Source organism: Mesorhizobium sp. M0800, assembly GCF_040320095.1.
Taxonomy (GTDB): domain Bacteria; phylum Pseudomonadota; class Alphaproteobacteria; order Rhizobiales; family Rhizobiaceae; genus Mesorhizobium.
In genome coordinates, this window is record NZ_JAMYOZ010000016.1 from 50555 (window position 1) to 75309 (window position 24755).

26 protein-coding genes and 1 pseudogene are annotated in these 24755 nt (G+C 64.1%); 16 read left to right on the plus strand and 11 right to left on the minus strand.

Translation table 11 applies throughout. The annotated features are described in order from the left end of the window. Positions 1-52: 52 nt before the first annotated feature. The gene (locus NKI18_RS19230; RefSeq protein WP_352618854.1) at positions 53-1216 is read right to left on the minus strand and encodes a M20 aminoacylase family protein; all 1164 of its coding nucleotides are present in this window, start codon (positions 1214-1216) and stop codon (positions 53-55) included. Between the two features lie 270 nt (positions 1217-1486). Between NKI18_RS19230 and NKI18_RS19235 the strand changes: the two genes are divergently transcribed. Together NKI18_RS19235 and NKI18_RS19240 are read left to right on the plus strand one after the other, a co-directional pair. Beyond that, complete coding sequence (locus NKI18_RS19235) at positions 1487-2665, plus strand: D-alanyl-D-alanine carboxypeptidase family protein (protein WP_352618952.1); 1179 nt, start codon at positions 1487-1489, stop codon at positions 2663-2665. 4 nt (positions 2666-2669) lie between these two features. Next, positions 2670-3797, plus strand: a complete 1128-nt coding sequence (locus tag NKI18_RS19240) for a CobW family GTP-binding protein (protein ID WP_023677879.1) — start codon at positions 2670-2672, stop codon at positions 3795-3797. Between the two features lie 192 nt (positions 3798-3989). On the opposite strand, the gene NKI18_RS19245 is transcribed toward NKI18_RS19240, so the two are convergent. From NKI18_RS19245 to NKI18_RS19265, 5 genes are all read right to left on the minus strand, one after another. Then, positions 3990-4265 (minus strand): sulfurtransferase TusA family protein, encoded by a 276-nt coding sequence (locus tag NKI18_RS19245; RefSeq protein ID WP_352618856.1) that lies wholly within the window; start codon positions 4263-4265, stop codon positions 3990-3992. 5 nt (positions 4266-4270) lie between these two features. Further along, on the minus strand, positions 4271-5596 hold the full coding sequence (locus NKI18_RS19250; protein ID WP_352618954.1) for a L,D-transpeptidase family protein: 1326 nt from the start codon (positions 5594-5596) through the stop codon (positions 4271-4273). Between the two features lie 212 nt (positions 5597-5808). After that, on the minus strand, positions 5809-6759 hold the full coding sequence (locus NKI18_RS19255) for an acetyl-CoA carboxylase carboxyltransferase subunit alpha (protein ID WP_023677882.1): 951 nt from the start codon (positions 6757-6759) through the stop codon (positions 5809-5811). Positions 6760-6858: 99 nt separating this feature from the next. Beyond that, on the minus strand, positions 6859-7776 hold the full coding sequence (locus NKI18_RS19260) for a site-specific tyrosine recombinase XerD (protein ID WP_352618858.1): 918 nt from the start codon (positions 7774-7776) through the stop codon (positions 6859-6861). After that, positions 7773-7922: a hypothetical protein gene (locus NKI18_RS19265; protein WP_023677884.1), complete on the minus strand. Its 150-nt coding sequence runs from the start codon at positions 7920-7922 to the stop codon at positions 7773-7775. The genes NKI18_RS19260 and NKI18_RS19265 overlap by 4 nt, the downstream gene beginning before the upstream one ends. A gap of 162 nt (positions 7923-8084) precedes the next feature. Between NKI18_RS19265 and NKI18_RS19270 the strand changes: the two genes are divergently transcribed. The 4 genes from NKI18_RS19270 (at position 8085) to NKI18_RS19285 (ending at position 11566) form a co-directional block, all read left to right on the plus strand. Further along, entirely contained in the window at positions 8085-8687 is a 603-nt protein-coding gene (locus NKI18_RS19270; RefSeq protein WP_352618860.1) for a shikimate kinase, read from the plus strand. Further along, positions 8684-9826, plus strand: coding sequence for a 3-dehydroquinate synthase (aroB, locus tag NKI18_RS19275; protein WP_352618862.1), 1143 nt, complete (start codon positions 8684-8686; stop codon positions 9824-9826). The genes NKI18_RS19270 and aroB overlap by 4 nt, the downstream gene beginning before the upstream one ends. Beyond that, positions 9823-10719: an HlyC/CorC family transporter gene (locus tag NKI18_RS19280; protein ID WP_352618864.1), complete on the plus strand. Its 897-nt coding sequence runs from the start codon at positions 9823-9825 to the stop codon at positions 10717-10719. The genes aroB and NKI18_RS19280 overlap by 4 nt, the downstream gene beginning before the upstream one ends. 76 nt (positions 10720-10795) lie before the next feature. Next, positions 10796-11566 (plus strand): alpha/beta hydrolase, encoded by a 771-nt coding sequence (locus NKI18_RS19285; RefSeq protein ID WP_352618956.1) that lies wholly within the window; start codon positions 10796-10798, stop codon positions 11564-11566. A 3-nt stretch (positions 11567-11569) separates the two neighbouring features. On the opposite strand, the gene NKI18_RS19290 is transcribed toward NKI18_RS19285, so the two are convergent. Then, complete coding sequence (locus NKI18_RS19290; RefSeq protein ID WP_352618866.1) at positions 11570-11872, minus strand: BolA family protein; 303 nt, start codon at positions 11870-11872, stop codon at positions 11570-11572. Between the two features lie 133 nt (positions 11873-12005). Here NKI18_RS19290 and NKI18_RS19295 point away from each other — a divergent pair, with 133 nt between their 5' ends. The 6 genes from NKI18_RS19295 (at position 12006) to NKI18_RS19320 (ending at position 17716) form a co-directional block, all read left to right on the plus strand. Then, on the plus strand, positions 12006-12635 hold the full coding sequence (locus NKI18_RS19295) for a J domain-containing protein (RefSeq protein WP_254816626.1): 630 nt from the start codon (positions 12006-12008) through the stop codon (positions 12633-12635). Between the two features lie 123 nt (positions 12636-12758). Continuing rightward, positions 12759-13745 (plus strand): cobaltochelatase subunit CobS, encoded by a 987-nt coding sequence (cobS, locus tag NKI18_RS19300; RefSeq protein WP_352451201.1) that lies wholly within the window; start codon positions 12759-12761, stop codon positions 13743-13745. Positions 13746-13756: 11 nt separating this feature from the next. Further along, the gene (gene cobT, locus NKI18_RS19305; RefSeq protein ID WP_352451202.1) at positions 13757-15655 is read left to right on the plus strand and encodes a cobaltochelatase subunit CobT; all 1899 of its coding nucleotides are present in this window, start codon (positions 13757-13759) and stop codon (positions 15653-15655) included. Next, positions 15652-16677 (plus strand): esterase-like activity of phytase family protein, encoded by a 1026-nt coding sequence (locus tag NKI18_RS19310; RefSeq protein WP_352618869.1) that lies wholly within the window; start codon positions 15652-15654, stop codon positions 16675-16677. The genes cobT and NKI18_RS19310 overlap by 4 nt, the downstream gene beginning before the upstream one ends. Positions 16678-16865: 188 nt before the next feature. Next, on the plus strand, positions 16866-17234 hold the full coding sequence (locus NKI18_RS19315; RefSeq protein ID WP_352618958.1) for an ArsR/SmtB family transcription factor: 369 nt from the start codon (positions 16866-16868) through the stop codon (positions 17232-17234). Beyond that, the gene (locus NKI18_RS19320; RefSeq protein ID WP_352618871.1) at positions 17231-17716 is read left to right on the plus strand and encodes an SRPBCC family protein; all 486 of its coding nucleotides are present in this window, start codon (positions 17231-17233) and stop codon (positions 17714-17716) included. The genes NKI18_RS19315 and NKI18_RS19320 overlap by 4 nt, the downstream gene beginning before the upstream one ends. A gap of 38 nt (positions 17717-17754) precedes the next feature. Here NKI18_RS19320 and NKI18_RS19325 read toward each other — a convergent pair whose 3' ends face one another. The 3 genes from NKI18_RS19325 to rpmB form a co-directional block, all read right to left on the minus strand. Continuing rightward, positions 17755-18429 carry a spermidine synthase family protein gene (locus tag NKI18_RS19325; protein WP_353020268.1) on the minus strand — a complete coding sequence of 225 codons (675 nt, stop codon included), beginning with the start codon at positions 18427-18429 and terminating at the stop codon, positions 17755-17757. 55 nt (positions 18430-18484) lie between these two features. Beyond that, positions 18485-19165, minus strand: a complete 681-nt coding sequence (locus NKI18_RS19330) for a queuosine precursor transporter (protein WP_352618875.1) — start codon at positions 19163-19165, stop codon at positions 18485-18487. Between the two features lie 81 nt (positions 19166-19246). Beyond that, a complete protein-coding gene (gene rpmB / locus NKI18_RS19335) occupies positions 19247-19543 on the minus strand; it encodes a 50S ribosomal protein L28 (protein ID WP_006328411.1) in 297 nt (98 codons plus the stop codon). A gap of 603 nt (positions 19544-20146) precedes the next feature. Here rpmB and NKI18_RS19340 point away from each other — a divergent pair. From NKI18_RS19340 to NKI18_RS19350, 3 genes are read left to right on the plus strand one after another with little or no spacing between them, the layout of a single operon-like run. Then, positions 20147-20938 carry a DUF3108 domain-containing protein gene (locus tag NKI18_RS19340; RefSeq protein ID WP_352618877.1) on the plus strand — a complete coding sequence of 264 codons (792 nt, stop codon included), beginning with the start codon at positions 20147-20149 and terminating at the stop codon, positions 20936-20938. Between the two features lie 38 nt (positions 20939-20976). Continuing rightward, entirely contained in the window at positions 20977-21864 is an 888-nt protein-coding gene (yddG, locus tag NKI18_RS19345) for an aromatic amino acid exporter YddG (protein ID WP_352618879.1), read from the plus strand. After that, positions 21861-22532: a lysoplasmalogenase family protein gene (locus tag NKI18_RS19350; protein ID WP_352618881.1), complete on the plus strand. Its 672-nt coding sequence runs from the start codon at positions 21861-21863 to the stop codon at positions 22530-22532. Before yddG ends, NKI18_RS19350 begins: the two co-directional genes overlap by 4 nt. A gap of 96 nt (positions 22533-22628) precedes the next feature. Here the strand turns inward: NKI18_RS19350 and NKI18_RS19355 are convergent. Next, positions 22629-24151, minus strand: a pseudogene (locus NKI18_RS19355) (FAD-dependent oxidoreductase). Positions 24152-24204: 53 nt separating this feature from the next. Here NKI18_RS19355 and NKI18_RS19360 point away from each other — a divergent pair. Continuing rightward, the gene (locus NKI18_RS19360) at positions 24205-24693 is read left to right on the plus strand and encodes a MarR family winged helix-turn-helix transcriptional regulator (RefSeq protein ID WP_352618882.1); all 489 of its coding nucleotides are present in this window, start codon (positions 24205-24207) and stop codon (positions 24691-24693) included. Positions 24694-24755: the final 62 nt, after the last annotated feature.

Below are 24755 nucleotides of genomic sequence, written 5' to 3' on the forward strand. Positions count from 1 at the left end.
CGGTTTTGCCGCCCAGAGGTGCGGCGGTTGCCGCACCGCCGATGCCGAACGGCTACGCCGCCAGCGCCGTTTCCGCCAGCTTCACCCAATAGCTCATGCCGTGCGGGATGACCTCGTCGTTGAAGTCGTAGGCCGGGTTGTGCAAGCCGGCGGTATCGCCATTGCCGATGAAGATGAAGGCGCCCGGCCGCGCTTCAAGCATGTAGGAGAAATCCTCGCCGCCCATCACCGGCTGGATCGCGCGGTGCACATGGCTGTCGCCGGCGATGTCGGCCGCGATGTCGCTGGCAAACACCGTCTCTTCCGGATGGTTGAAGGTGACGGGGTAATTGGCATTGTAATCAACCTCGATTGTCGCGCCGAAGGCAGCGCCGAGGCCTTGGCAAAGTGCGCGGATGCGCTCTTCGGCCTTCTTGGCGACATCCTTCTTCAGCGTGCGTACGGTGCCGGCGATCTCGGCGGTCTCGGGAATGACGTTATAGGCGTCGCCGGCGTGGAATTTCGTCACCGAGACGACCACCGCCTCGACCGGATCGGTGCTGCGCGAGGCGATCGTCTGCAATGCGCCGACGAGTTGGCTGGTGATGACGATCGGATCGATGGTGCCGTGCGGCATCGCCGCGTGGCCGCCCCGGCCCTTGACGGTGATGGTGAATTCGGCGGTCGCCGCCATGATCGGGCCCGGCCTGATGGCGAACTGGCCGACCGGCAGGCCCGGCATGTTGTGCATGCCGAAAACCTTGGAGATACCGAAGCGCTCCATCATACCGTCCTTGACCATCTCGTTGCCGCCGCCGCCGCCCTCTTCGGCCGGCTGGAAGATGACCGCGACGGAGCCGGCGAAATTGCGCGTTTCGGCGAGGTATTTGGCGGCACCCAACAGCATCGCGGTGTGGCCGTCATGACCGCAGGCGTGCATCTTGCCGAGGACGGTCGAGGCATAGGATTTGCCGGTGATCTCGTTGAGCGGCAGGGCATCCATGTCGGCGCGCAGGCCGATGGTCGAGCCTTCGCCGTGGCGGCCGCGGATGATGCCGACGACGCCGGTCTTGCCCAAACCCGTCACGATATCGTCGCAGCCGAAAGCCTTCAGCTTCTCGGTGACGAAAGCGGCGGTCTTGAAGACGTCGAAATTCAGCTCCGGCGTCTGGTGCAAATGGCGGCGCCAGCCGGCCACCTCGTCCTGCATTTCGGCGGCTCGGTTCAGGATCGGCATGATGGTTCCATTTCGCTGTTGGAGCAGGCGGTCTTGGCCTGCTGCTTTGCAATTGTGCCTGCTGCCTTGCAACCATGCACGCTGCTTTGCATTGTGCTGCTGCTTCCACATTGTGATCGGCAGCACTTTGCCATGTTGACGTCACATAGAGTAAATAGCACCGCGACTGTGGTCCGGGAACAGAGGGCCGGACCATTATCCTGGCGATCGTGTAACGAAATCTTACGGAGCCAGGTGGGACTGCGGCAAGAGGCTATTTCGGTTTTCATGATGCGCTACAGGCATTTCCTCAAACTGTTGGTGGCGGGCACGGTGGTGCTTGCGTCGCTGGCCGGGCCTGCCTTGGCCAATCCGACAATCCTGTTCGACCTGAACAGCGGCAAGATCCTGCAGCACCAGGAGGCGTTCAGGCGCTGGTACCCGGCTTCGCTGACCAAGCTGATGACCGCCTATGTGGCGTTTCGTGCGATTGCCGCGGGCGAGGTCCAGCTCGATTCGCCGATCAAGGTAACGAAACATTCTGCCGGCGAGCCGCCGAGCAAGATGGGCTTCAAGCCGGGCTCGGTGATGCGGTTGGACAATGCGCTGAAGATGATGCTGGTCAAATCGGCCAACGATATCGCCATGGCGGTCGGCGAGAATATCGGCGGTTCGCAAGCGGCTTTCGCCGAACGCATGAACGCCGAAGCGCAGAGGCTCGGCATGAGCGGGTCCCATTTCGTCAATCCGAACGGGCTCTATTCGCCGGACCAGTATACGACAGCGCGCGATCTCGCTTTGCTGGTGATGGCGATTCGCAAGGAATTTCCGCAATATGCCCCCTGGTTCTCGATCGAGGGCCTTGCCGTCGGCAAGAAGGCGATCTCCAACTACAACCTGCTGATCGGCCGCTATCCGGGTGCCGACGGCATGAAGACGGGTTTCGTCTGCTCGTCCGGCTTCAACATGATCGGCTCGGCGACCCGCAACGGCCGCACCCTGGTCGCCGTAGTGCTCGGCGAGCAATCGGCAGTCACCCGCGCCGAGGCGGCGGCAAAATTGCTCGACCAGGGCTTTGCAACGCCGGCGCCGAGCTGGCTGACGGTAGCGGCGCTGCCCGCCTATGGCGACACCATGTCGGCCAACGACATGAACGACGAAATCTGCAAGAAGAAGCCGGTCGAGGAGCAGTCGGAAACCGCACCCGCCGTCGGCGACAAGGGCAAGGACGTGCCGAAATCGCCCTATCAGGAAAAGCTCGACCATGTACCGACGCTGATCGCCGTCGGCCTCGGCGGCGCCACGGGACCGAAGCCGAAGGCGATGCTCGACGCCTCCGGGCAGGAATATGCCGACGTGCCGCTGCCGACATGGCGGCCGGACCGGGCGCCGCCGGCCGGCGCCGAGCCAGTTGTGGCCGGATCCGCCACCGCCGCGCAGGTCCAGCAGCCGGCCAAGGCGCTGAACTAGCCGCATGGCCGGCTTCCCGATCCCCGTTTCGGTGCTCACCGGCTTTCTCGGTGCCGGCAAGACGACGCTGCTCAACCGGCTGCTCCGGGATCCGGCGCTCGCCGACACCGCCGTCATCATCAACGAGTTCGGCGAGGTGGCGATCGACCATCTCCTGGTCGAGCAGGCCTCCGACGGCATCATCCAGCTCTCCGACGGCTGTCTCTGCTGCACGGTGCGCGGCGAGCTGGTCGACACGCTGGCTGACCTCGTCGATCGCCTGCAGACCGGCCGCATCGACCGGCTTGCCCGCGTCATCGTCGAGACCACCGGGCTCGCCGATCCCGCCCCCGTACTGCAGTCGATCATGGCACACCCGGCCCTGGTCCAGGCCTTCCGGCTCGACGGCGTCATCACCCTGGTCGATGCCGTCAACGGCAATGCGACGCTCGATGCGCATGTCGAGGCGGTGAAGCAGGTGGCCGTCGCCGATCGCATCGTGCTCAGCAAGGCCGACCTGACCACGGATGCAGGCGATGTCGAGGCGTTGCGGGCGCGGCTCAGGCAGCTCAACCCGGGCGCCGTGGTGCTCGACGCGGGCGAGGCAAGCACCGCGACCCTGTTCGATAGCGGCCTCTACAATCCGGCCACCAAATCCGTCGATGTGCAGCGTTGGCTCGGCGAAGAAGCCGGCCACGACCATGACCACGGCGGGCATGACCACGGCGGGCATGATCACGACGGGCATGACCATGCCGACCATGATCACCATGACCACAGGCACGATTCCCGCGTGCGTTCGTATTCGCTGGTTCATGATGGGCCGGTGCCGTTTTCGGCAATCGAGATGTTCCTCGATCTGTTGCGCTCGGCGCATGGCGAGCGCCTTTTGCGGATGAAAGGCGTCATCGAGCTTGCAGAAGACCCGTCGCGGCCGCTGGTTATCCATGGCGTGCAGAAGATCCTGCATCCGCCGGTGCAACTGCCGGCCTGGCCGGACAGCCAGCGCGGCACCAGACTGGTGCTGATCACGCTCGACATGCCCGGAGACTATGTCCGGCGGCTGTTCGCCGCCTTCACCAACCGGCCGTCGATCGACACGCCGGATCGCGCAGCACTGGAAAGCAACCCGCTGGCTATTGCCGGATCGTGATCTCCCCCCTTGAGGGGGAGATGTCGCCGAAGGCGACAGAGGGGGTCGCCTCGGCTGGCGCGACGCACTGTGGGACGAAAGAAAAGGTTGGCACTTCACGCGCGGCAACCCCCTCTGGCCTGCCGGCCACCTCCCCCAAGGGCGGAGATTATCCCGCTCAGCCGCTTTCGCCAGAACGAGCTAAGTCGAGACTCAGCCGATCCCGCGCTCGACCAGGAAGCGGTGGCCGCCCGATATCGCTGCCGCTTCGATCAAGCGATGTCCACTCTCGGCGCAGAAGGCGGGAATGTCGATGACGGCGAGCGGGTCGGTGGTTTCGAGCCAGAGGCGGCTGCCCGGCTGCATTGCGGCCAGGCGCTTTTTTGCCTTGAGCACGGGCAACGGGCAGTTCAGGCCTTTGAGGTCGTAGACAGCGGCGGGGCTGGTTGAGGGCCCGTGTTCTTGGCCCCCATATTCTTGCTCAAGCATGAAGTTCAGCCGCCAAACATGCCGAGCAGCTTTTTCTTCAACCTTGTCGCCGTGCTTTCGGCGTCCGCAGCCTGCGTTTCGACTGCCGGGGCGGCGTCCGATGGCGCTACGGTCGCGGTGGCGACAGGCATCTCGGCGGCGGTCTTGGCAGCTTCCTTTTCGGCGACCGCCTGAGCCTTGGCGGCTTCCTTCTCGGCCAGGGCCTGTGCCTTGGCTGCCTCTTTCGCGGCCTTGGCCGCTTCTATGGCGGCAAGCCTTTGTTCCTCGGCCTTCTGCTTGGCGGCCTTTTCGGCATCGAGCGCCGCCATCTTGCGGCCGGCCGGCGAATCGATGCGGCCCATGCGCGCCGTTTCGGCCACGGTGCCGTCCGGGTTGAGCGAAGGCGGCTCGATCGGAACGCGTTCGCCGCGCGCACGCCGTTTCGACCAGTCGGAAACGATGCTGGCTTCCTTGATCCCGGCGATGGTCGGCTTGGGTGCCGGCACGCTGGCCTTGACGGCGCCGTTGAAGGCCGCCTCATAGGTGCTTTGATAGGCGTTGATGGCGCTCTTCAGCGAATCGGGCTGGGTGGTCGCAGGGCAAGCGCCGGTCGGATTAAAGGTCGAGCCGTCGGCCGCAACCTGGTTGAAGACGTAGCGCTTCTCGCAGACGTCGACTTTCGGCGGCACCTTGGTAACCTCGAAATTGTCGTAGCCGACCTTCAGCATCTTCCAGAATTCGTAGTTCGGGTCGTTGCGGTAACGCGCCATGTTGGCGGCGGTCATGCGGAACGGAAAAGCCTGGATCTGGAATTCGGTCTGGCCGCCCTGGAAGGCGTCGCGGCCGAAGGCGTAGATCTGCTCGATCTGCGCGTCGGTCATCGAATAGCAGCCGGACGACGAGCAGGCACCATGGACCATCAGGTTGGAACCTGTGCGGCCATTGGCGCGGTCATAGGCGTTCGGGTAGCCGATATTGAAGGACAGGTGGTAATTCGACCGCGGGTTCATCTGCGCCGGGCGGACCGTGTAAAAGCCTTCCGGCGCCTGGCGGTCGCCTTCGGTGAATTTTGGCCCGAGCTTGCCCGACCATTTGCAGATGTCGTAGCTGGCGACCAGGTCGTAGCGGCCGTTGGTCTTAGCCTTCCAGATTTCGAGCTTGCCTTCTTCCTTGAAGATGCGGGCCATCACCGAGGAGGTGCGGACCATGCCCTTGGCCTTCATCTCGGTCAGGATCTTGTCCGGCAGCGGCTTGTTGGCTTGCGGCGCAAAATCCTTCATCGAAGCATCATTGCAACCGGCGACGCCGATCGCAGCGATCAGAACTCCGGTGCGGGCAAGCTTGGCAAACATGGATATGGCTATCGTCTTCATCTCTGCACCGCGGATGCCGCGGCTGCTAAACTGACCACTGACGGACCCTAAGCCCGTTAACCTTGAAAATTCCTTACCGCAAACATGCTGGCGCGTCCCCTTACGGCAACCCCACTGAGCCGAATGCGGCGGCATTTTTGTGGCGAAACTGGTTCACGCCGCCACATTTCGGGCCGCGTGCCTGCCGGATGTTATAGATTGCGGCCCATCGCCAGGTATTTCTCGCGGCGATGCTCGCGGAAATCGGTGTTGGCGCCGGAGAATTCCTTCATCGTCCTGGCGATGTGGTCGCCGGTTGCGGCGATCACCGTTTCGGGGGCGCGATGGGCACCGCCGAGCGGCTCGGCAATGATGGCGTCGATGATCTTCAGCTCCAGCAGGTCCTGCGCCGTGATCTTCATGTTGGTCGCCGCGTCCTTGGACCGCGTGGTGTCGCGCCACAGGATCGAGGCGGCGCCCTCCGGCGAGATCACCGAATAGATGGCGTGTTCGAGCATGTAGACGCGGTTGGCGGTGGCGATCGCTATGGCGCCGCCGGAGCCGCCTTCGCCGATCACCACCGAGATCGACGGCACCTTCAGGCCAAGGCAGGCCGAGGTCGAGCGGGCGATGGCTTCCGCCTGGCCGCGCTCTTCGGCGTTGACGCCGGGATAGGCGCCGGCAGTGTCGACCAGCGTCAGCAGCGGGATTTGGAAGCGGTCGGCGAGTTCCATCAGCCGCACCGCCTTGCGGTAGCCCTCCGGCCGGACCGAGCCGAAATTATGCTTCAGCCGGCTTGCCGTGTCGGAACCTTTCTCCTGGCCGAGGATCGCCACCGGCTCGCCACGGAAGCGGGCGAAGCCGCCGACGATCGCCTGGTCCTCGCCGAAATTGCGGTCGCCGGCGAGCGGCGTGAAATCGGTAAGCAGGCCCTTGATGTAGTCGATGCAATGCGGCCTGTCCGGATGGCGCGCCACCTGCACCTTCTGCCACGGCGTCAGCGCCTTGTAGGCGTCGCGCAGCGCATCGCGCGAGCGCTTCTCGAGACGGGCGATCTCATCGCCGACATCGACCGCCTCGCCGTTCTCGGCAAGCTTCTTCAGCTCAAGGATCTTGCCTTCGAGATCCTGCACAGGCTTTTCGAAATCGAGGTAATTGTACATTCTTGGGCGGACCGGCAAGTCGGAAGGCAATGACTGACGCAAGCCTGAAAATGCAGGCTGGGCGCGGTGGAACGTCGTTCTCACATAGCGACATGACGCCTAGTCGGCAAGCGGATGATGATCGTTGACCAGACGCACCAGCCGCTCCTCCAGCACATGCGTGTATATCTGCGTCGTTGAAATATCGGCATGGCCGAGCAGCTGCTGCACGGCCCTGAGATCGGCGCCGTTCTGCAGGAGATGGCTGGCGAAAGCATGGCGCAGCACATGCGGCGATATCTTCGCCGTGGCAATGTCGGCCCGCGCGGCAAGCCCCTTCAGCTCGCGGGCAAAGACCTGTCTCGAGAGATAGCCGCTGTCGGCGGCGGCCGGAAACAGGAACGGGCTGTCGGCAAGAGCCGGCACCGCCGCCCGGGCGGCAAGCCATGTCCGCATCGCGGTGCGCGCCTTGGCCGACAGTGGCACCATGCGCTCCTTGTTGCCCTTGCCGCGCACCATGAAGAAGCGGTCGTCGCGCTGTGCCACCGTCACGGGAAGGCCGACCAGCTCCGAAACGCGCAAGCCGGTGGCGTAGAGCACCTCGACCAGCGCGTGCAGGCGCAGCGCCGCCAGGCTGTCGCCGTCATGCAGGGAGGGCTCCATCGCCTCCTGCGCGGCACGGTCGAGCAGCCGGCCGGTATCGGCCTCGCTCATCGTCTTAGGCAGCGGCCGGCCCTTCTTCGGACTGTCCAACGTGCCGGTCGGATCGTCACCGCGCAGGCCTTCGGCGTAGAGGAACTTGAAGAACTGCCGGATCGCCGACAATTTGCGCGCCTGCGAGGTGGCGGCAAAGCCGCGCGCGGCGATGTCGTCGAGATAGGCGCGGATGTCGGCGCTGGTGGCAGCGGCAAGCCCACCGCCGATCCCGGCGGAAGCGTCCTGGAGGTCGCGGCGATAGGAGGAAAGCGTGTTTTCGGCCGCGCCGCGCTCGGCGCTCATCATCTCCAGGAAAGCTTCGATGCGGGCGGCGCTGTTCATTTTTTGGGATTGAGCTTTTCCGGAGGGATACGCACGCTCATTTCCGCCTTCCTCGGCTCGACGAACATGACCAGGGCGAACATCGCGCCATAGACAATGCCGGCCAGAATCGCGAGCGTCACGACAAAGCGAAACAGTGTTGGCATTAATTTTCGCCCGTCGTCTTATTCTGCATTTCCAACCCTGTGCCCTTATGAGGCGCCAATCCGGCCAATTCAAGGACCAAGCCGATAACAGGTCCCGGTTGCGCCGCGCTTGACGCAAACAGGCTTTTGATGTCGATACGCCGCCAAAGAGGCCCTAGAAGCATGAACGCGCTACCAGCAAATCCTCCGGGCGAGAGCCATGCCGCGCTGCTCGGCCGGCTGGGCGGCCGTTCCATCGTCTTTGTCGGGCTGATGGGCGCCGGCAAGACGGCGATCGGCCGCAAGGTGGCGGCGATGCTGGCACTGCCCTTCATCGACAGCGACCAGGAGATCGAAACTGTTTCGCGTATGAGCATCCCGGACCTGTTCGAGCGCTATGGCGAGGCGGAGTTCCGAGCACTGGAGCAGCGCGTCATCCTGCGTGTGCTGGAGCACGGGCCGCAGGTGCTGTCGACCGGCGGCGGCGCCTTCATGAACGCGCAGACGCGCGAGGCGATCGCCAGCCATGGCGTGTCGGTTTGGCTGAAAGCCGAGATCGACCTGTTGATGGAGCGCGTTTCCAAGAAACAGAACCGGCCGCTGCTGAAAAGCGCCGATCCACGCGCCGTGCTGGAACGGCTGATGGCGGAACGCTACCCGGTTTATGCCGCGGCCGACGTCGTCGTGCCGACCCGCGACGACCGCAAGGAGATCATTGCCGCCGAAGTGGTGGACGCGCTGCGCGGCCATCTCCGCGTTGCCGATATTGACGAGGTGCGGTCGTGAGCGCTGATGCAACGGTCTCTGTCGAAGTCGGGCTTGGCGAGCGTGCCTACGATATTTTGATCGGTCCCGGCCTGCTGTCACGCGCCGGCGCCGAGATTTCGCGCCGTCTGCCGGGGACGCGGGCGGCGGTCGTCACCGACGAAAACGTCGCGGCCGCGCATCTCGCGACGCTTGCGGCCGGCCTGGCAAGCGGTGGCATCCAACATGCCGTCATCACGTTGCCGCCAGGCGAAAAGACCAAGAGCTTTGCGCATCTCGAAGAGGTGGTCGACGGCGTGCTGGCCGCCAAGCTGGAGCGCGGCGACGTCGTCATCGCGCTCGGCGGCGGCGTCGTCGGCGACCTCGCCGGCTTTGCCGCCGGCATCGCGCGGCGCGGCATGAACTTCGTGCAGGTTCCGACCTCGCTGCTGGCGCAGGTCGATTCCTCCGTCGGCGGCAAGACCGGCATCAACAGCAAGCGCGGCAAGAACCTGGTCGGGGTATTCCACCAGCCTAGGCTGGTGCTGGCCGACACCGAAGTGCTCGACACGCTGCCGATCCGCGAGTTTCGCGCCGGCTATGCCGAACTGGCCAAATACGGGCTGATCGACCGGCCCGAGTTTTTCGCCTGGCTGGAAGAAAACTGGCGTCAAGTGTTTGCCGGCGCGCCGGAGCGGGCTGCGGCCATCGCCGAGGCCTGTCGTGCCAAGGCCGACGTCGTTGCCCGCGACGAGTTCGAGACCGGCGACCGCGCGTTGCTCAATCTCGGCCACACCTTCGGTCATGCGCTGGAGGCGGCGACCGGCTATGACGGCGCAAGGCTCGTGCATGGCGAGGGCGTCGCCATCGGCATGGCGCTGGCGCACCGCTTTTCGTCAAGGCTCAATTTGGCGAGCCCCGACGACGCGGCGCGTGTCGAGGCGCATCTTCGCGCCGTCGGTCTGCCCTGGCGCATGGCCGACATTCCAGGCGAACTGCCCGACGCCGAGACGCTGTTCTCCTTCATCACCCAAGACAAGAAGGTGTCGCGCGGCGCGCTGACCTTCATCCTGACGCGCGGCATCGGCCAGGCCTTCATCGCCCGGGATGTGCCGGCCTCGGAAGTGCTGGCGTTCCTCCGGGAGAACCATCCGGGTCGGCAGGAAAGCCGCCCGGGATGAGCCAGGCCGGCTGGATCGCGGCTGCCGTGCTCGCCGGCCTCGGCCTGCTGGGCTTCGTCTTGCGCCGGCGCCTGCTCGCCGCCTTCGGCTACGAGCTGCAACGCATCGAGCCGCAGCGCTCTGCGCGCGAGGAACTGCGCGGCGCCGTCGACGATTTCCGCCGCGACGGCCAGGTGGTGCGCGAGGACCGCGCCCGCATCGGCGGCCTGTTCGACCTCGAGGAGCTCGAAGTGTCGGACGTCATGGTCCACCGCACGACTATGCGCTCCGTCAACGCCGACGACCCGCCCGAAGCGGTGGTTCGCGAGATCCTGCAGAGCCCGCACACCCGCATGCCGTTGTGGAAGGGTTCGCTCGACAACATTGTCGGCGTGCTGCACGCGAAGGATCTGCTGCGCGCGCTGAACGAGGTCGGCAACGATTTTTCCAGGATCGACGTGATGAAGATCGCGTCGAAACCGTGGTTCGTGCCCGACACCACGACGCTTCAGGAGCAGCTCAATGCCTTCCTGCGCCGCAAGGCGCATTTCGCCATCGTCGTCGACGAATATGGCGAGGTCGAAGGGCTGGTGACGCTGGAAGACATCATCGAGGAGATCGTCGGCGAGATCGCCGACGAGCACGACATCGACATCCAGGGCGTCAAGCAGGAGGCCGACGGCTCCGTCGTCGTCGACGGCACGGTGCCGATCCGCGACCTTAATCGGGCGCTCGACTGGAACCTGCCGGACGAGGAAGCCACCACCATCGCCGGCCTTGTCATCCACGAGGCGCAGTCGATCCCGGACGAAAAGCAGGCCTTTACGTTTCACGGCAAGCGCTTCGTCGTCATGAAGCGCGACAAGAACCGTATCGCGCGGCTGAGAATCAAGCCGGCGATGCTTGGAGAATGACAGTGCGCACCTTGTGGCAGCCGTGGGCAGTCAGGAGTTGGTGACGATCGATCGGCGAAGCCTGCTTCTGGCGTCGATGGCGGCGCTGCTGCCGGGACAGGCGGCGGCATTGCGGCTGCGTTCGCCGTCGCCCGAAACCTTCGACTATGGGCCGGCCAAGCTCGACATCTATTCCCGCGATGGCGCAAGCGGCCTGCCGGTCGTCTTCTTCGTCCATGGCGGCGCCTGGCGGGTCGGCAACCGCAACAATGTCAATTCCAAGCCTGGTTTCCTGCTCGACAATGGCTTCGGCTTCGTCTCGATCGACTACCGGATGCTGCCTGAAGCCGACGTCGCCACCCAGGCGGCAGATGTCGAACTGGCCTATCGTTACGTCCGCGCCAACATCGCCAGGCATGGCGGCGATCCGGACCGGATCGTCGCCATGGGCCATTCGGCCGGCTGCCATCTCGTCGCATTGACCGGGCTGCGCGGCGGCCTGCCCGGCGTCGCGGCGCTGGTTCTCGACGACACCAGGGCCTACGATCTGGAGGCGCTGGCCAGAAGCGGCGGCATGGCAGGGGTCTATGCCCGCGCCTTTCCCGATCCGGCGCAGTGGCGCGCGCTGTCGCCTGTCACCTATGTGGAAGGCCGCAAGCACCCGCCGACCTTCATCGCCCATTCGCGGGCGAAAGCCCGCGCGGCGGACGCGCAGGCCTTCGCCGGGCGTCTGCGCGCCACCGGAACCAGGGTCACACTGTTCGACGGCAGCGCCTATTCGCACATGTCGATCAATCGCGACTTCGGCACCGAAGGCGATGCATTGACCGCAGCGGTGATGGCCTTCCTGAGGGCGAGCCTCGGCTGAAATTTACCAGCGGGTCTTTTCACCGGGCGCCACCGGCTCGATTGCCAGGGCGTGGACGCCGGATTTCAACTCCTCGGCCAGCAGATCGTTGACTGCGCGGTGACGCTCGACGCGGCTCATGCCGGCAAAGGCTGGCGCGACGATGCGGACGCGGAAATGCGTCTCGCCGGTGCCGTCGAAGGTGGCGTGATGGCCGGAATCCAGATGATGATGGCCGGCATGGAGATGGCTTTCGTTGATGACGGCCAGCCGTTCCGGCGAAAACGCCTTTTTCAGCTTGTCTTCCATCGTTGCCTGTATGGACATCGCCGCTTCCCTTCACCACATCTATGTCATCGCACAAAATTCGCAATTCGCCGGTTTTATGCCGCGATTCAGCGGTTAGGGCGATCATCGCGAAAATGTCAATTCTTGTTTCGCATCCGCGAACAGCCCATAAATGGGTGAGATGAAGCCGTACCCAAAATATTTCGAGAAGATTCGCATCCGCCCGGAGAAGGACGCGGAGCTGAAGTCGCGTTCGCCGATCTGCCAGTGGGATGGCTGCAAGGAGGCCGGTACCCACCGTGCCCCGGTCGGACGGATGAAGGAAGGCGAGTATTTCCAGTTCTGCTTCGATCACGTGCGCGAGTACAACAAGGGCTTCAATTATTTCTCGGGCGTTCCCGACACCGAGATCGCCCGCTTCCAGAAGGAAGCCATGACCGGCCACCGGCCGACCTGGAAAATGGGCGTCAACGGTGCCTCGACACGCTCCTCGCCCGACTTCGCCCAGGCGCGCTCCGGCCGCGCCGGCTACTACAATCGCATGCGCGATCCGTTCGACCTGTTCAAAGGCCCGAAGGACCCGCGTGAAGCACGCGAGCGCAAGGCCAAGCCGCTTGAGGCCAAGGCACTGGAAACGCTTGGCCTTGATACAAAGGCAAGTGGCAAGGATATCAAGGCGCGCTATAAGGAACTTGTGAAACGCCACCACCCGGATGCGAATGGCGGCGACAGAGGTTCGGAAGACCGGTTCCGCGATGTGCTCCAGGCATATCGCGTGCTCAAGCAGGCAGGTTTGTGCTGAGCGACCATACGGTTCGTGTCGCTTTCCAACTTTCATAAGGTTGGAAAAGGCTCTAAGACCGCCCCCGAACAAAATCGATTGCCGGCGAAACGCGGCGTTTCGCTTGTGGAGACGTTGATAGAGATGAACAAGGTCGATCGCGACATCGCCAACCTGCCCGACACCACGGTGTCGGTGAAGGAGACATTCGGCTTCGACTCCAAGATGGTGGTGCCGGCCTATGCGGTGACGAGCGAGCATGTCCCCGACATCGATCCGGACTACCTGTTCGACAAGAACACGACCATGGCGATCCTCGCCGGCTTTGCCTACAATCGCCGCGTCATGGTGTCCGGTTACCACGGCACCGGCAAGTCGACGCATATCGAACAGGTCGCCGCCCGGCTCAACTGGCCTTGCGTGCGCGTCAATCTCGATAGCCATGTCAGCCGCATCGATCTCGTCGGCAAGGACGCCATCGTCGTCAAGGACGGGCTGCAGATCACCGAATTCCGCGACGGCATCCTGCCCTGGGCCTATCAGCACAATGTCGCGCTGTGCTTCGACGAGTACGATGCCGGCCGCCCGGACGTGATGTTCGTCATCCAGCGCGTGCTGGAATCGTCGGGCCGGCTGACGCTGCTCGACCAGAGCCGGGTCATCCGCCCGCACCCGGCCTTCCGGCTGTTTTCGACCGCCAACACGGTTGGGCTGGGCGACACCACCGGCCTCTACCACGGCACCCAGCAGATCAACCAGGCGCAGATGGACCGCTGGTCGATCGTCACCACGCTGAACTATCTGCCGCACGACAATGAGGTGAACATCGTGCTGGCCAAGGCCAAGCACTATCGCGACGGCAAGGGCAAGGAGATCGTCAACAAGATGGTGCGCGTCGCCGACATGACGCGCTCGGCCTTCATCAACGGCGACTTGTCGACCGTTATGAGCCCGCGCACGGTCATCACCTGGGCCGAGAATGCCGAAATCTTCGGCAATATCGGCATGGCGTTCCGGCTGACCTTCCTCAACAAATGCGACGAGCTGGAACGCTCGCTGGTCGCCGAGTTCTACCAGCGCGCCTTTGGCGAGGATCTGCCGGAATCGGCTGCCAATGTGGTGCTGGGCTAAGCAGAGTCTCGATGGCGGGTCCGGGCGACAACACGCGAAACAAATCCAAGACCGGCGCTGAGAACGACAGCTTCAAGCGCGCCGTCACCGTCTGCATGCGCGCCATTGCCGGCGACAAGGATCTCGAGGTCGGCTTCGCCAAGGATCGGCCGGCGCTGGCCGGCAGCCGCGCCCGGCTGCCCGAATTGCCGAAGAAGGCATCGAAGGCGGACATCGCCATCACCCGCGGGCTCGGCGATTCCATGGCGCTGAAGCGCGCCTGCCACGATGCGCGCATCCACACCAGGCTGGCGCCGGAAGGCAAGCAGGCCCGCGCCATCTATGACGCGGTCGAGCAGGCCCGGGTGGAGGCGATCGGCAGCCGCGCCATGCAGGGCGTCGCCGACAATATCGGCTCGATGCTCGAGGACAAATACGCCAGGGCCAACCTCGTCGACGTCAAGGACAAGGCCGACGCGCCGATCGAGGAAGCGCTGGCACTGATGGTGCGCGAAAAACTGACCGGCCGCACTGTGCCGAAGAGCGGCGAACGGCTGGTCGATCTCTGGCGCCCCTGGGTCGAGGAAAAGGCCAGCGCCGACCTCGACGGGCTGTCGGCAAAGCTCGACGACCAGCAGGCGTTCGCCCGCGTGGTGCGCGAGATGCTCGCCTCCATGGAAATGGCCGAGGAGCTCGGCGACGACCAGGAGACGGAAGACTCCGAGGACAACGACGAAAACCAGCCGCAAGGCGAGGAGCAGAGCGAGGAGGGCGGCGAAGACGATTCGGGCTCCGAGCAGTCGCAGTCCGAGGATACAGAGGCATCGTCGGACGACGAGCAATCGGCCGAGACAGAGGCCTCCGACGCCACCGCCGAGGATCTCTCCGACGATGACGACGCCGATGCGGAGACGCCCGGCGAGGCGCGCCGCAACGACAATCCCTTCACCAATCTGCCGAAAGAGATCGACTACAAGGTCTTCACCACGGCCTTCGACGAGACCGTAGGTGCGGAGGAACTGTGCGAGGAGGAGGAGCTCGACCGGCTGCGCGCCTTCCTCGACAAGCAGCTCGCCAACCTTTCCGGCGTCGTCGGGCGGCTGGCCAACCGGCTGCAGCGCCGCCTGATGGCGCAGCAGAACCGCTCCTGGGATTTCGACCTCGAAGAAGGCTATCTCGATCCGGCACGGCTGGTGCGCGTCGTCATCGACCCGATGCAGCCGCTGTCCTTCAAGCAGGAGCGCGATACCAAATTCCGCGACACGGTGGTGTCGCTGGTGCTCGACAATTCCGGCTCGATGCGCGGCCGGCCGATCACCGTCGCCGCCACCTGCGCCGACATCCTGGCGCGCACGCTGGAACGCTGCGGCGTCTCGGTCGAAATCCTCGGCTTCACCACCCGCGCCTGGAAGGGCGGACAGGCGCGCGAGAAATGGCTGAAGGAAGGCAAGCCGCCGAACCCCGGCCGGCTCAACGATCTGCGCCACATCATATACAAATCCGCCGACCATCCGTGGCGGCGGGCGCGCCGCAACCTCGGCCTGATGATGCGCGAGGGCTTGCTCAAGGAAAACATCGACGGCGAGGCGCTGCTGTGGGCGCATAACCGGCTGATCGCGCGGCCGGAGCAGCGCAAGATCCTGATGATGATCTCGGACGGCGCGCCGGTCGACGATTCGACGCTGTCGGTCAATCCGGGCAATTATCTTGAGCGGCATCTGCGCGCCATCATCGAGCTCATCGAGACGCGCTCGCCGGTCGAGCTTTTGGCCATCGGCATCGGCCACGACGTCACCCGCTACTATCGCCGCGCCGTCACCATCGTCGATGCCGAAGAACTGGCCGGCGCCATGACCGAGCAGCTGGCCTCGCTGTTCGCCGAGGAAACCGTGCGCGACACGCGGCGCGGCGGCATGCGGCGCGCCGGATGATTTGTTCCCGCGGCGGCTTTTGGCAGAAGCTTTTGGCCGCCATCGCGTTGTTCGGCATCACTTTGGCCCCGGCTGTCGCTGCCGGGCCGGCCTCGGTCGAGCCGGCCGAAATCTCGGCCCGGCCCATAACCCAGTTTCGCATCGGCAATGACGAAAAACAGTTCGGGCCGCTCGAATTCGTCGGCGGGCTCGAAATGACCTCGCCGACGCGCGATTTCGGTGCGCTGTCGGCGCTTCGGTTCCTCAAGCCAGGCAGCGATTTCATCGGCGTTGCCGACACCGGCTTCTGGTTCTTCGGCACCCTCGTCCACGATGCCGACAAGCGGCCTTCCGGCATCCAGAATTTTCGCATGCAGCAGATGGTCGATGCGGCCGGCCAGCCGATCGACGAGAAATGGGCAGTCGATGCCGAAGGCCTCGCGGTCAAGGACGGTATTGCCACGGTCGGTTTCGAGCGCGATCACCGCATCGCCGAGTTCAAGATCGATCCGGACGACATGAAGGCGCCGTTCAAGCAGTTGGACTTCCTGATTCCGGCCTGGGAACTCCGCCGCAATCGCGGCTTTGAGACCGTCACCCGCGCCCATCCGTACGGGCAGCACGCGGGCGGCCTGGTCGTGGTGTCGGAAAAGAGCCTCGACAAGGCCGGCAACATCTTTGCCGCGATCATCGAAGGGCCGCGCAAGGGCGTCTTCACCGTCAAGCGCAATGGCGATTTCGACATCACCGACGGCGCCTTCCTGCCGGACGGCGACCTGTTGCTTCTGGAGCGCAGTTTTTCGATGGCTGGCGGCGTCAAGATGCGGCTGCGGCGCATCTATGGCGAAAGCGTCGAGAAGGGCGCCGTCGCCGACGGGCCGGTGCTGCTCGAAGCCGACATGGGCTACCAGATCGACAACATGGAAGCGCTCGATGTCTGGACCCGCGACGATGGCGCGCTGATCGTGTCGCTGATGTCCGACGACAACCACTCGATCCTGCAGCGCAATCTTTACCTGGAATTTGTGCTGCACGAGGATTGACGCGCGACCGGCCTGCTGGCCGACAGCATCGCTGGCGTTTCCGCGCCGTTTTGCAGCGCAGGCAATTTCCCTTGCAATTTCCCCTGGCAATGACCCGCGTCGCGAGTTTTCCAGCCAGCTTCGCCACCTACAAAAAATACTTTAGTCGTGACTTGACAATTTGTGTCATCGGCGAAATACTCAAGTCCATGCTTAAGTATTCCGAGATCGACAGCATCCTGCGGGCTCTTGCCGAGCCGACGCGCCGGGCAATCCTGGAAAGGCTGAGCCGCGGGCCGGCCACCGTCAGCCAGTTGGCGGAGCCGTTCGGCATGACCTTCGCCGCTGTGCTCCAGCATCTTCAGGCGCTGGAAGCGTGCGGGCTGATCCGCAGCGAGAAGGTCGGACGCGTGCGCACCTGCCGGATCGAGCCCGGCGGGCTTGCCCCGCTTGCCGACTGGATCGCCGCGCGCCGTACGCCGGCCGAACGCCAGCTCGACCGTCTCGGCCAGATCCTGGCGGAGACTGACCAACCGAAAGCAACACTCCACGACCAGGAAAAGGACGACAAGAAATGAACCAGATTGCCCCGGTTAACGACGAGCACTCCGTCATCCATTCGACCTTCACGATCGAGCGGACCTATCCGCAATCGCCCGAGAGCGTCTTCTTCGCCTTTGCCGACAAAGCGATGGTGCGGCGCTGGCGTGTCGAAGGCGACGGCTTCACCATCGCCGAGTTCACCTTCGATTTCCATGTCGGCGGCGGCGAGGTTTCGCGGTTCAGCTATCAGGGCGGCCCGGAGATCAGGCTCGATGCGCAGTTCCAGGACATCGTCCCTGACCGGCGCATCGTATTTTCATACCGGATGGCGGTCGGGGCGCAGCCGCTGTCGGCGTCGCTCACCACGGTCGAGCTTGCACCTTCCGGCGAGGGCACCCGCCTGACCTATACCGAACAGGGTGCGTTCTTCGATGGCGTCGATTCAGCGCAAGGGCGCGAGGAGGGCACACGCGGGCTGCTGCAGGCGCTCGCCGCCGAGCTTCAGAAGGCGAAGTAGAGATTCGCCGGCGTACCGGGCGGCGTCCAACAAGGGGCCTATTGCCCCTTGCTCGCGAGCCAGACGATGTGACGGGCGCCGCGCTTGCCGTGAGCCCGCACCTTGACCTCGTCGACCGTGAAGCCGGCCTGCCTGAGCCGCCGGGTGAAAGCTGCGTCAGGGCCTTGCGACCAGACCGCCAGCACACCGCCGGGTTTGAGCGCAGCGCGTGCGGCGCTGAGGCCGGCAGCGCTGTAGAGCGCATCGTTGGCCTTGTAGACGATGTCCTCGGGGCCGTTGTCGACATCGAGCAGGATCGCATCCCAGGCCGATGCTTGCGATCGAATGAGCTGCCCGACATCGGCCTCGCGAATGCCGACACGCCGGTCGTCAAGGCAACCGTCGAAAACTTCGGCCATCGGGCCGCGCGCCCACGCCACGACCGCCGGCACCAATTCGGCAACGGTGACCTGCGCATCGTCGCCGAGCTCGGCCAGCGCCGCGCGCAAGGTAAAGCCCATGCCGAGGCCGCCGATCAGGATGTTTGGGGTCCGGCGGCCGGCAATCCTTTGGCAGGACAGTTTCGCAAGCGCCTCTTCGGAACCGCTGAGCCGGCTGTTCATCAGCTCGTTCGCGCCAAGCATGATCGAGAATTCGCCGCCGCGCCGCTTCAGGCGGAGTTCCTGTCCGCCGTCAGGCGTTTTTGCCGAGTCCAGTTGAAGCCAGGGGATCATGCTCGATAGTCTTTGAGCATGATCTTGTCCGAAAACCGGTTCCCACTTTTCGGGATCATGCTGCCAGTGCCGGCTGGCTCCAGCGGGCGGCAAGCAGCCGGTAAGGGATCAGCGCCACCACCGCGATGATCAGCTTGACGCCGAGATCGCCGAGCGCCCAGGAGACCCAGCGCATCGTTTCGACCGGCAGCACGCCCATCAGCGGTGCGGTTTCCAGCGCAAAGCCGTCATTCGGCCCGGCGAAGGCGAAAGCCGCCGCGAAGGCGACGGTGAAAAACACCACCGTATCGAAAACGGAGCCGACCAGCGTGCCGACGATCGGCGCGCGCCACCAGCTCTGCCGGCGCAGGCGGTTGAACACGGTGACGTCGAGCAACTGCGCGGTGAGGAAGGCAGCGCCCGACGCTGCGGCAATACGCACCAGCCGGTCGGCGGCGGTCTCGAATTCGATCAGGCCGTGGCGAAACAGCAGCGGTGGGATGACGATCGAGCAGACCACCGCTGTCATGAAGCCGACAAAGACAATCCTGCGCGCCACCGCCGGCCCATAGCGGCGGTTGGCGAGATCGGTGACCAGGAAGGAGAACGGATAGGTGAAGGCGCCCCAGGTCAGGATGTCGGCCAGCGACAGCCCGCCGATTACGCCTTGCATCGGGAACTGCACGAGGATGTTCGAGGCCACGACGACGAGCGCCATGGCCGCCACGAAGGGCAGGTACCGCGAGAGGAAAGTCATTTTTTTATCCTGGGTAATGGAACCAGCGGAACGCGATCCGGAACCGGATCACGCCCTGGAAGGCGGCTGCCGCCGAAAAACTCAGGCGGCCGGCTGTTCGGCGAGCTTCTTGGCGATCTGCTTCTTCAGCAGCCGGGCGCGCTGCGACAATTCCTTGGCGTCGGCCTTGGCCAGGAAGGCGTCGAGGCCGCCGCGATGCTCGACCGAACGCAGCGCGTTGGCCGAAATGCGCAGGCGCACGTTCTGGTTCAGCGCTTCCGAGATCAGCGTCACATTGACGAGATTGGGCAGGAAGCGACGCTTGGTCTTGTTGTTGGCGTGGCTCACATTGTTGCCGGACATGACTGCCTTGGCAGTGAGTTCGCAGGTGCGGGACATGGTTCTAACCTTCGGTTCTCGGTCCTGGCCAAACATTCGACCCGCGCCGGGTGGCGCGCGGTTTCGGTCAGGCGGCCTTATGGAAAAAGTTGGCGTTCCATAGTTGCATTTCGCCGATGCGTCAAGCTTGGGGTTGCTTCGGGGATGGGGAATCGCACTTTCGGAGTAGGTGTCGTCGGTGAAGCTGCTGATCGCCCCCTCAGGAGGAGATGTTGCTGTCCCGCGGATCTCTCAAGACCTAGGTTCCTCGCCCACCGCATGATGGTTGCGCTCCCCCACTTTCGTGGGGGGCGAGGAACGCAAGCTGGAGTGAAGCCGCAACCTTTCCCTCTGCCGGGCCGAGGCAGATCGGCAAATTCGTCGAGGGCGCCACATTTTGTTCTTGCTTTGTGCCGGCAGCTATGCTACTAATTTCGGTATGGTGCTAATTGGCTCCAACGACCCGCCCGCCGAGGCGGGTTTTTTATTTTGGCTGTCGACCAGCCCCAACGTTGCCTGCCGACGGCGCCTTTCACATTAAGGCCGGAATTCAGCCTATAAGCGGTCGCACAGGGACATGCCAGACCGGAGCCGCCCCGTCCGGTCGACAATCAAGGACCCGCCATGCCTCGTTCTTTCCTCCATGCCCTGGTCGTGCTGATGGCCGTCGCGCTGTCGACGACGGTTTCGGCCGCTGAGCCGCAATCCTTCACGGGCGAATATTCGGTGTCGTTCCTCGGCCTCTCCGTGGCCAAGGCGAAATTCTCCAGCCAGTACGAGGGTGACAGCTATTCGATCGAGGGTAGCGTTTCCGCCGCCGGGCTCGCCACTTTGTTCGACGATACGCGAGGCACGATCTCGTCAAAGGGCAAGATTTCGGGCAAGCAGTTGCAGCCGCAAGCGTTCCACGCCGACTACACGTCCGGCAAGAAGGCATCGATGATCGACATCCAGTTTGCCAACGGCGTCGTCACCTCAACCAAGGTCGTGCCTGAGCCGAAGAAGCGCAATCCCGAGAATTGGATACCGCTGGTCGGCAGCCATCTCGTATCGGTCCTCGATCCGATGGCCGCGACCGTGATCCATGCCGACAGCCTCGACCAGGTCTGCGGGCGCACGGTGAAGCTCTATGACGGCGAAATGCGTGCCGATCTCAAACTGACCTACGAGTCCAAAGGGTCGATCTCGGTGACCGGCTACAAGGGCGATACGGTCACCTGCAGGCTGGGCTTCGAGCCGGTGGCCGGCTACCGCAAGAACCGCAAGGCGCTGAATTACCTGAAGAAACGCAGCCGCATCATGGTGACGTTTGCACCGGTCGGCCAAAGCGGCGTATATGCGCCGATCCGCGCCACGGTCAGCACGCAAATCGGCCCGTTGACGATCAGCGCGGAGCGGTTCGAAGCAAACGAATAGGCGTGATGGTGCGCCGCCAACGGGCAGGGGCGACGGATATGGCGCGCGCAACACTGATCGGCTTCTCCGCGGTCGCCATGTGGGCGCTGCTGGCGCTGCTTACGGATGCCTCGGGCGCCGTGCCGCCGTTCCTGCTTTCGGCAATCACCTTTACGATCGGCACCTGTGTCGGGCTGGTTGCCCGGCTGTTCATGCCGGCAGCCGACGGGGCCGCGAAGATACCGCGCCAGGTCTGGGTGATCGGCATTGCCGGCCTGTTCGGCTACCACTTCTTCTATTTCACCGCGCTGCGCAATGCGCCGGCCGTCGAGGCCAGCCTGATCGCCTATCTGTGGCCGCTGCTGATCGTGCTGGGGTCGGCGCTGATGCCGGGCGAGCGGCTGGCCTGGAACCACGTCGCCGGCGCGCTGCTCGGCCTTGCCGGCACGGTCCTGATCGTCACCAAGGGCGGCGGGCTTGCCTTCGATGCGCGTTATGCCTTCGGCTACGCCATGGCCGGCGTCTGCGCGGTGCTGTGGTCGTCCTATTCGCTGTTGTCGCGGCGCTTCCCGTCGGTGCCGACTAGTATCGTCACCTGGTTCTGCGCCGCCACCGCGGCCCTTTCGCTGGTCTGCCATCTGTTGCTTGAACAGACGGTGCTGCCCGCCGGCGCCGGCCAGTGGCTGGCCGTGCTCGGCCTCGGTCTGATGCCGGTGGGGGCGGCGTTCTATGCTTGGGACATCGGCGTCAAGCGCGGTAACATCCAGGTGCTGGGGGCGGCGAGCTATGCCGCGCCGCTGCTGTCCACCCTGGTGCTGATATCAGCCGGCTTCGCCGAGCCGTCATGGCGCATCCTCGCCGCCTGCGTGCTGATCACCGGCGGCGCGGCACTGGCGGCGAAATCGCTGTTCCTGCGCAAGAGGGCCGCGAGCGAGGCAAACGCATGATGCCGTTTCCCGGCGGCATCGATGCCAATGCCAATGCGACGCTGCTGTTTTCGCTGGCGGCGGCGGTGATTTACGCGTTCAGCCTCGGCATGCCGCCGCGTCTTTCGCGGTCGGCGGCAAGGACATTGGCGGTGGCGATGTTGGCGGTGCTGGTCGTGCAGCAGGGCGGCCCATGGCTGCTCGTCGCCGCGCTCGGCGCCAGTGCCATCGGCGACGCCTTCCTGTCGCGCGACGGCGAGAAGGCATTTCTTGGCGGCACGGCCAGTTTTCTTGCCGCGCACGTGCTTTACGTCGTGCTGTTCCTGCGTGCCGGCGGCGGCCTCAGGCTGCTTTCGGCCGAGCCGTGGCGGGCAGCGATCGTGCTGGCGATGATCGTGTCGGTGCTGGCCATGGTTTTCGCGCTCCAGCGCCGCATCGGCCCGGCCTTGCGTTTGCCGATTGGCATCCATGCCGCGGCGCTGCTTGCCATGGGCATTGCGGCGCTCACCCTGAACAGCGTCGGGGTCGTCGGCGGCGTCGTCCTGCTCATCCTATCCGACGGGCTGCTCGCCGCGGAAAAGTTCCTGCTGCCCGCCATCTCGCCACACCGCGCCTGGATGCGCCACGCAGTCTGGACGCTGTATTATGCCGGCCAACTGGCGATCACGCTGGGTTTGCTGCTGGGCTAGGTATGTCGATATTCAGGTGATGCCGGCCTGCAAGCGGCGGAAGATCCGACGCGCCATCCGACGCGCCAGCCTCATTCTTCGAACACCTCTCGACGCTCATTTCGGTTCTTCTTCGGGTTGGACTACACCCATGCAGCCCAAATAGATTTCGAGCTTCGCGGTTCGGTCTGCATCAAGAATCGTGATCGCACCGACATACCCGTCCGGCCGGATCAGCACACACTCGCCCGGTGCCAGTGCATAAGCATCGCGAAGGTGTCCCCAGGCATCGATGATATCGCCTTGCGGGCCGATGTAGTGGACATGCAGCCCCTGGCGTGGCCCAACCGTCTCTCTCCCGGCTTCACGGACGAGCAGCGTCCAATGCGGCCCTTGGAGCAGTTGGAACAGTCGCGATGGTTGGCCCGCCGCGCCCCTGATTGGGGCATCCGGCGCGCGGTCCCCCGCACGCAGGCCGCTGCTGCGTTCGGCCAGCTCCCTGGAGAGCGGCGAGTCCGGATAGTCGATATCGAGCTGGCGCACCTCGCGGCCGCGGCGCATTCCACCCTGTTTCTGGGCGTCGAGCAGCCGGGTCGAAAGGCCGAGAACCGATTCCGCAACAGGACGCCGTTCCTCCTCATAGGTGTCGAGCAGGCTATCATCCGCACCGCCGAGTACGGCGGCGAGTTTCCAGCCCAGGTTATAGGCATCCTGCACGCTGGTATTCAGGCCTTGGCCGCCCGTTGGCGGATGGATATGCGCCGCATCGCCAACGAGGAAGACGCGATCAGCCCGGTAGCGATCGGCAAGCCGGGCGTTCATCATGTAGGCCGACGCCCAGGTGACCGAATCCACCTGCACATCGGCGCGGCCTGTCCGCTCATTAATCAAGCGGCCCAGTCCTTCTACCGAGAGGTCCCCTTCGCCGTCTAACGGAATGGGTGCCTGAATTTGGAAGAGATCGGTTCCGGCGAGCGGGCAAATCGCGACCATTCGCTCCATGTCACCGTCGTTGAACTGGTGCCACGCATCGCGGTCTAGCCCGGTCAACAGCACATCCGCCACGATCGCACGCACGCCCAGCGTCTTGCCGGGGAAATCCAAGCCGAGCGTGCCCCGCACGAAGCTGCGCCCGCCGTCCGCCCCGACAAGGTAGCGTGCGCGAACGGTTTGCTCGCCATTCGGCCCCGCAAGACGTGCCATGACACCGTTCTCGCCTTGGTCGAACCCAACCAACTCACATCCGTACTCGACCCTATGGCCTAGTTCGGCTAGCCGCTCTCGCATGATCCGTTCGGTGAGGAATTGCGGGATCATCAGCGCGATATGGTAAGGCTCTCCGCCGGCGTCGGATCGGGACGCTCGCTGGTGTCCTTTTCGGTATAGCTGCCGTCATCGCTATACACGCGCAACGGCGGATAGACGCCGCCTGCGGCAACGACCTTGTCGAGAATGCCGAGGTCTTCGAAAATCTCCTGTGTCCTAGGCTGGATACCCTTGCCGCGCGAGCCACGGAAAGGTCCCCTCATCTTCTCGATCAGCCGGAAAGACATCCCCCGCCGTGCAAGCTCGATCCCCAGCGTCAGGCCAGCCGCTCCTGCGCCGCAGATGAGCACATCTGCCGCAAAACCATTTGTCATATCGATCTCCTTGCGTGTAAAATGCACATAATAGGAGAGTTGGAGCGCCGTCAATGAAAAATGTGAAAAATACACATATTGGAAGTCGTCAGATTCGCGAACTCCACGGAGCGCTGATCGAGATTGCCAGCCTTATGAACCGGCCTCAGCGCGATGAGCAGATGGTAAAGGAGGCCGGAATTGCGCTCGACCGCGCACTGTTTCCCCTGCTGGTCGGGATAGAGCGGCTTGGGCCGATCGGGATAGTGGACCTCGCTGACCGGGCTGGCCGCGATTACACCACCGTCAGCCGTCAAGTGGCGAAACTCGAAAGCCTTGGCTTGGCCGTGCGCCGGCAGAGCGAGACAGACCGCCGCGTGAATGAGGCTGTTGTCACGCCCAAGGGCAAGGCGATGACCGACAAGATTGACGCTGCACGAGAGAGAAACGCTCGCGCCATCTTCGAAAACTGGGACGCACACGACATCGACGAACTTGTGCGGTTAATGCACAAGTTTGCCGACGCTGTGAAAGAAAAACCAGAGGACTCTGGCGCGTCCTGAGATGTCGCATTATTCCTAAAGTTTTGACCAGATCGCCGACACTGAAACGTCAGGGAAAATTC

Coding starts and splice junctions, on each gene's coding strand:
- NKI18_RS19230 (WP_352618854.1), bottom strand. CDS start 1,216: ATGCCGATCCTGAACCGAGCCGCCGAAATGCAGGACGAGGTGGCCGGC.
- NKI18_RS19235 (WP_352618952.1), top strand. CDS start 1,487: ATGCGCTACAGGCATTTCCTCAAACTGTTGGTGGCGGGCACGGTGGTG.
- NKI18_RS19240 (WP_023677879.1), top strand. CDS start 2,670: ATGGCCGGCTTCCCGATCCCCGTTTCGGTGCTCACCGGCTTTCTCGGT.
- NKI18_RS19245 (WP_352618856.1), bottom strand. CDS start 4,265: ATGCTTGAGCAAGAATATGGGGGCCAAGAACACGGGCCCTCAACCAGC.
- NKI18_RS19250 (WP_352618954.1), bottom strand. CDS start 5,596: ATGTTTGCCAAGCTTGCCCGCACCGGAGTTCTGATCGCTGCGATCGGC.
- NKI18_RS19255 (WP_023677882.1), bottom strand. CDS start 6,759: ATGTACAATTACCTCGATTTCGAAAAGCCTGTGCAGGATCTCGAAGGC.
- NKI18_RS19260 (WP_352618858.1), bottom strand. CDS start 7,776: ATGAACAGCGCCGCCCGCATCGAAGCTTTCCTGGAGATGATGAGCGCC.
- NKI18_RS19265 (WP_023677884.1), bottom strand. CDS start 7,922: ATGCCAACACTGTTTCGCTTTGTCGTGACGCTCGCGATTCTGGCCGGC.
- NKI18_RS19270 (WP_352618860.1), top strand. CDS start 8,085: ATGAACGCGCTACCAGCAAATCCTCCGGGCGAGAGCCATGCCGCGCTG.
- NKI18_RS19280 (WP_352618864.1), top strand. CDS start 9,823: ATGAGCCAGGCCGGCTGGATCGCGGCTGCCGTGCTCGCCGGCCTCGGC.
- NKI18_RS19285 (WP_352618956.1), top strand. CDS start 10,796: ATGGCGGCGCTGCTGCCGGGACAGGCGGCGGCATTGCGGCTGCGTTCG.
- NKI18_RS19290 (WP_352618866.1), bottom strand. CDS start 11,872: ATGTCCATACAGGCAACGATGGAAGACAAGCTGAAAAAGGCGTTTTCG.
- NKI18_RS19295 (WP_254816626.1), top strand. CDS start 12,006: ATGGGTGAGATGAAGCCGTACCCAAAATATTTCGAGAAGATTCGCATC.
- cobS (WP_352451201.1), top strand. CDS start 12,759: ATGAACAAGGTCGATCGCGACATCGCCAACCTGCCCGACACCACGGTG.
- cobT (WP_352451202.1), top strand. CDS start 13,757: ATGGCGGGTCCGGGCGACAACACGCGAAACAAATCCAAGACCGGCGCT.
- NKI18_RS19310 (WP_352618869.1), top strand. CDS start 15,652: ATGATTTGTTCCCGCGGCGGCTTTTGGCAGAAGCTTTTGGCCGCCATC.
- NKI18_RS19315 (WP_352618958.1), top strand. CDS start 16,866: ATGCTTAAGTATTCCGAGATCGACAGCATCCTGCGGGCTCTTGCCGAG.
- NKI18_RS19320 (WP_352618871.1), top strand. CDS start 17,231: ATGAACCAGATTGCCCCGGTTAACGACGAGCACTCCGTCATCCATTCG.
- NKI18_RS19325 (WP_353020268.1), bottom strand. CDS start 18,429: ATGATCCCCTGGCTTCAACTGGACTCGGCAAAAACGCCTGACGGCGGA.
- NKI18_RS19330 (WP_352618875.1), bottom strand. CDS start 19,165: ATGACTTTCCTCTCGCGGTACCTGCCCTTCGTGGCGGCCATGGCGCTC.
- rpmB (WP_006328411.1), bottom strand. CDS start 19,543: ATGTCCCGCACCTGCGAACTCACTGCCAAGGCAGTCATGTCCGGCAAC.
- NKI18_RS19340 (WP_352618877.1), top strand. CDS start 20,147: ATGCCTCGTTCTTTCCTCCATGCCCTGGTCGTGCTGATGGCCGTCGCG.
- yddG (WP_352618879.1), top strand. CDS start 20,977: ATGGCGCGCGCAACACTGATCGGCTTCTCCGCGGTCGCCATGTGGGCG.
- NKI18_RS19350 (WP_352618881.1), top strand. CDS start 21,861: ATGATGCCGTTTCCCGGCGGCATCGATGCCAATGCCAATGCGACGCTG.
- NKI18_RS19360 (WP_352618882.1), top strand. CDS start 24,205: ATGAAAAATGTGAAAAATACACATATTGGAAGTCGTCAGATTCGCGAA.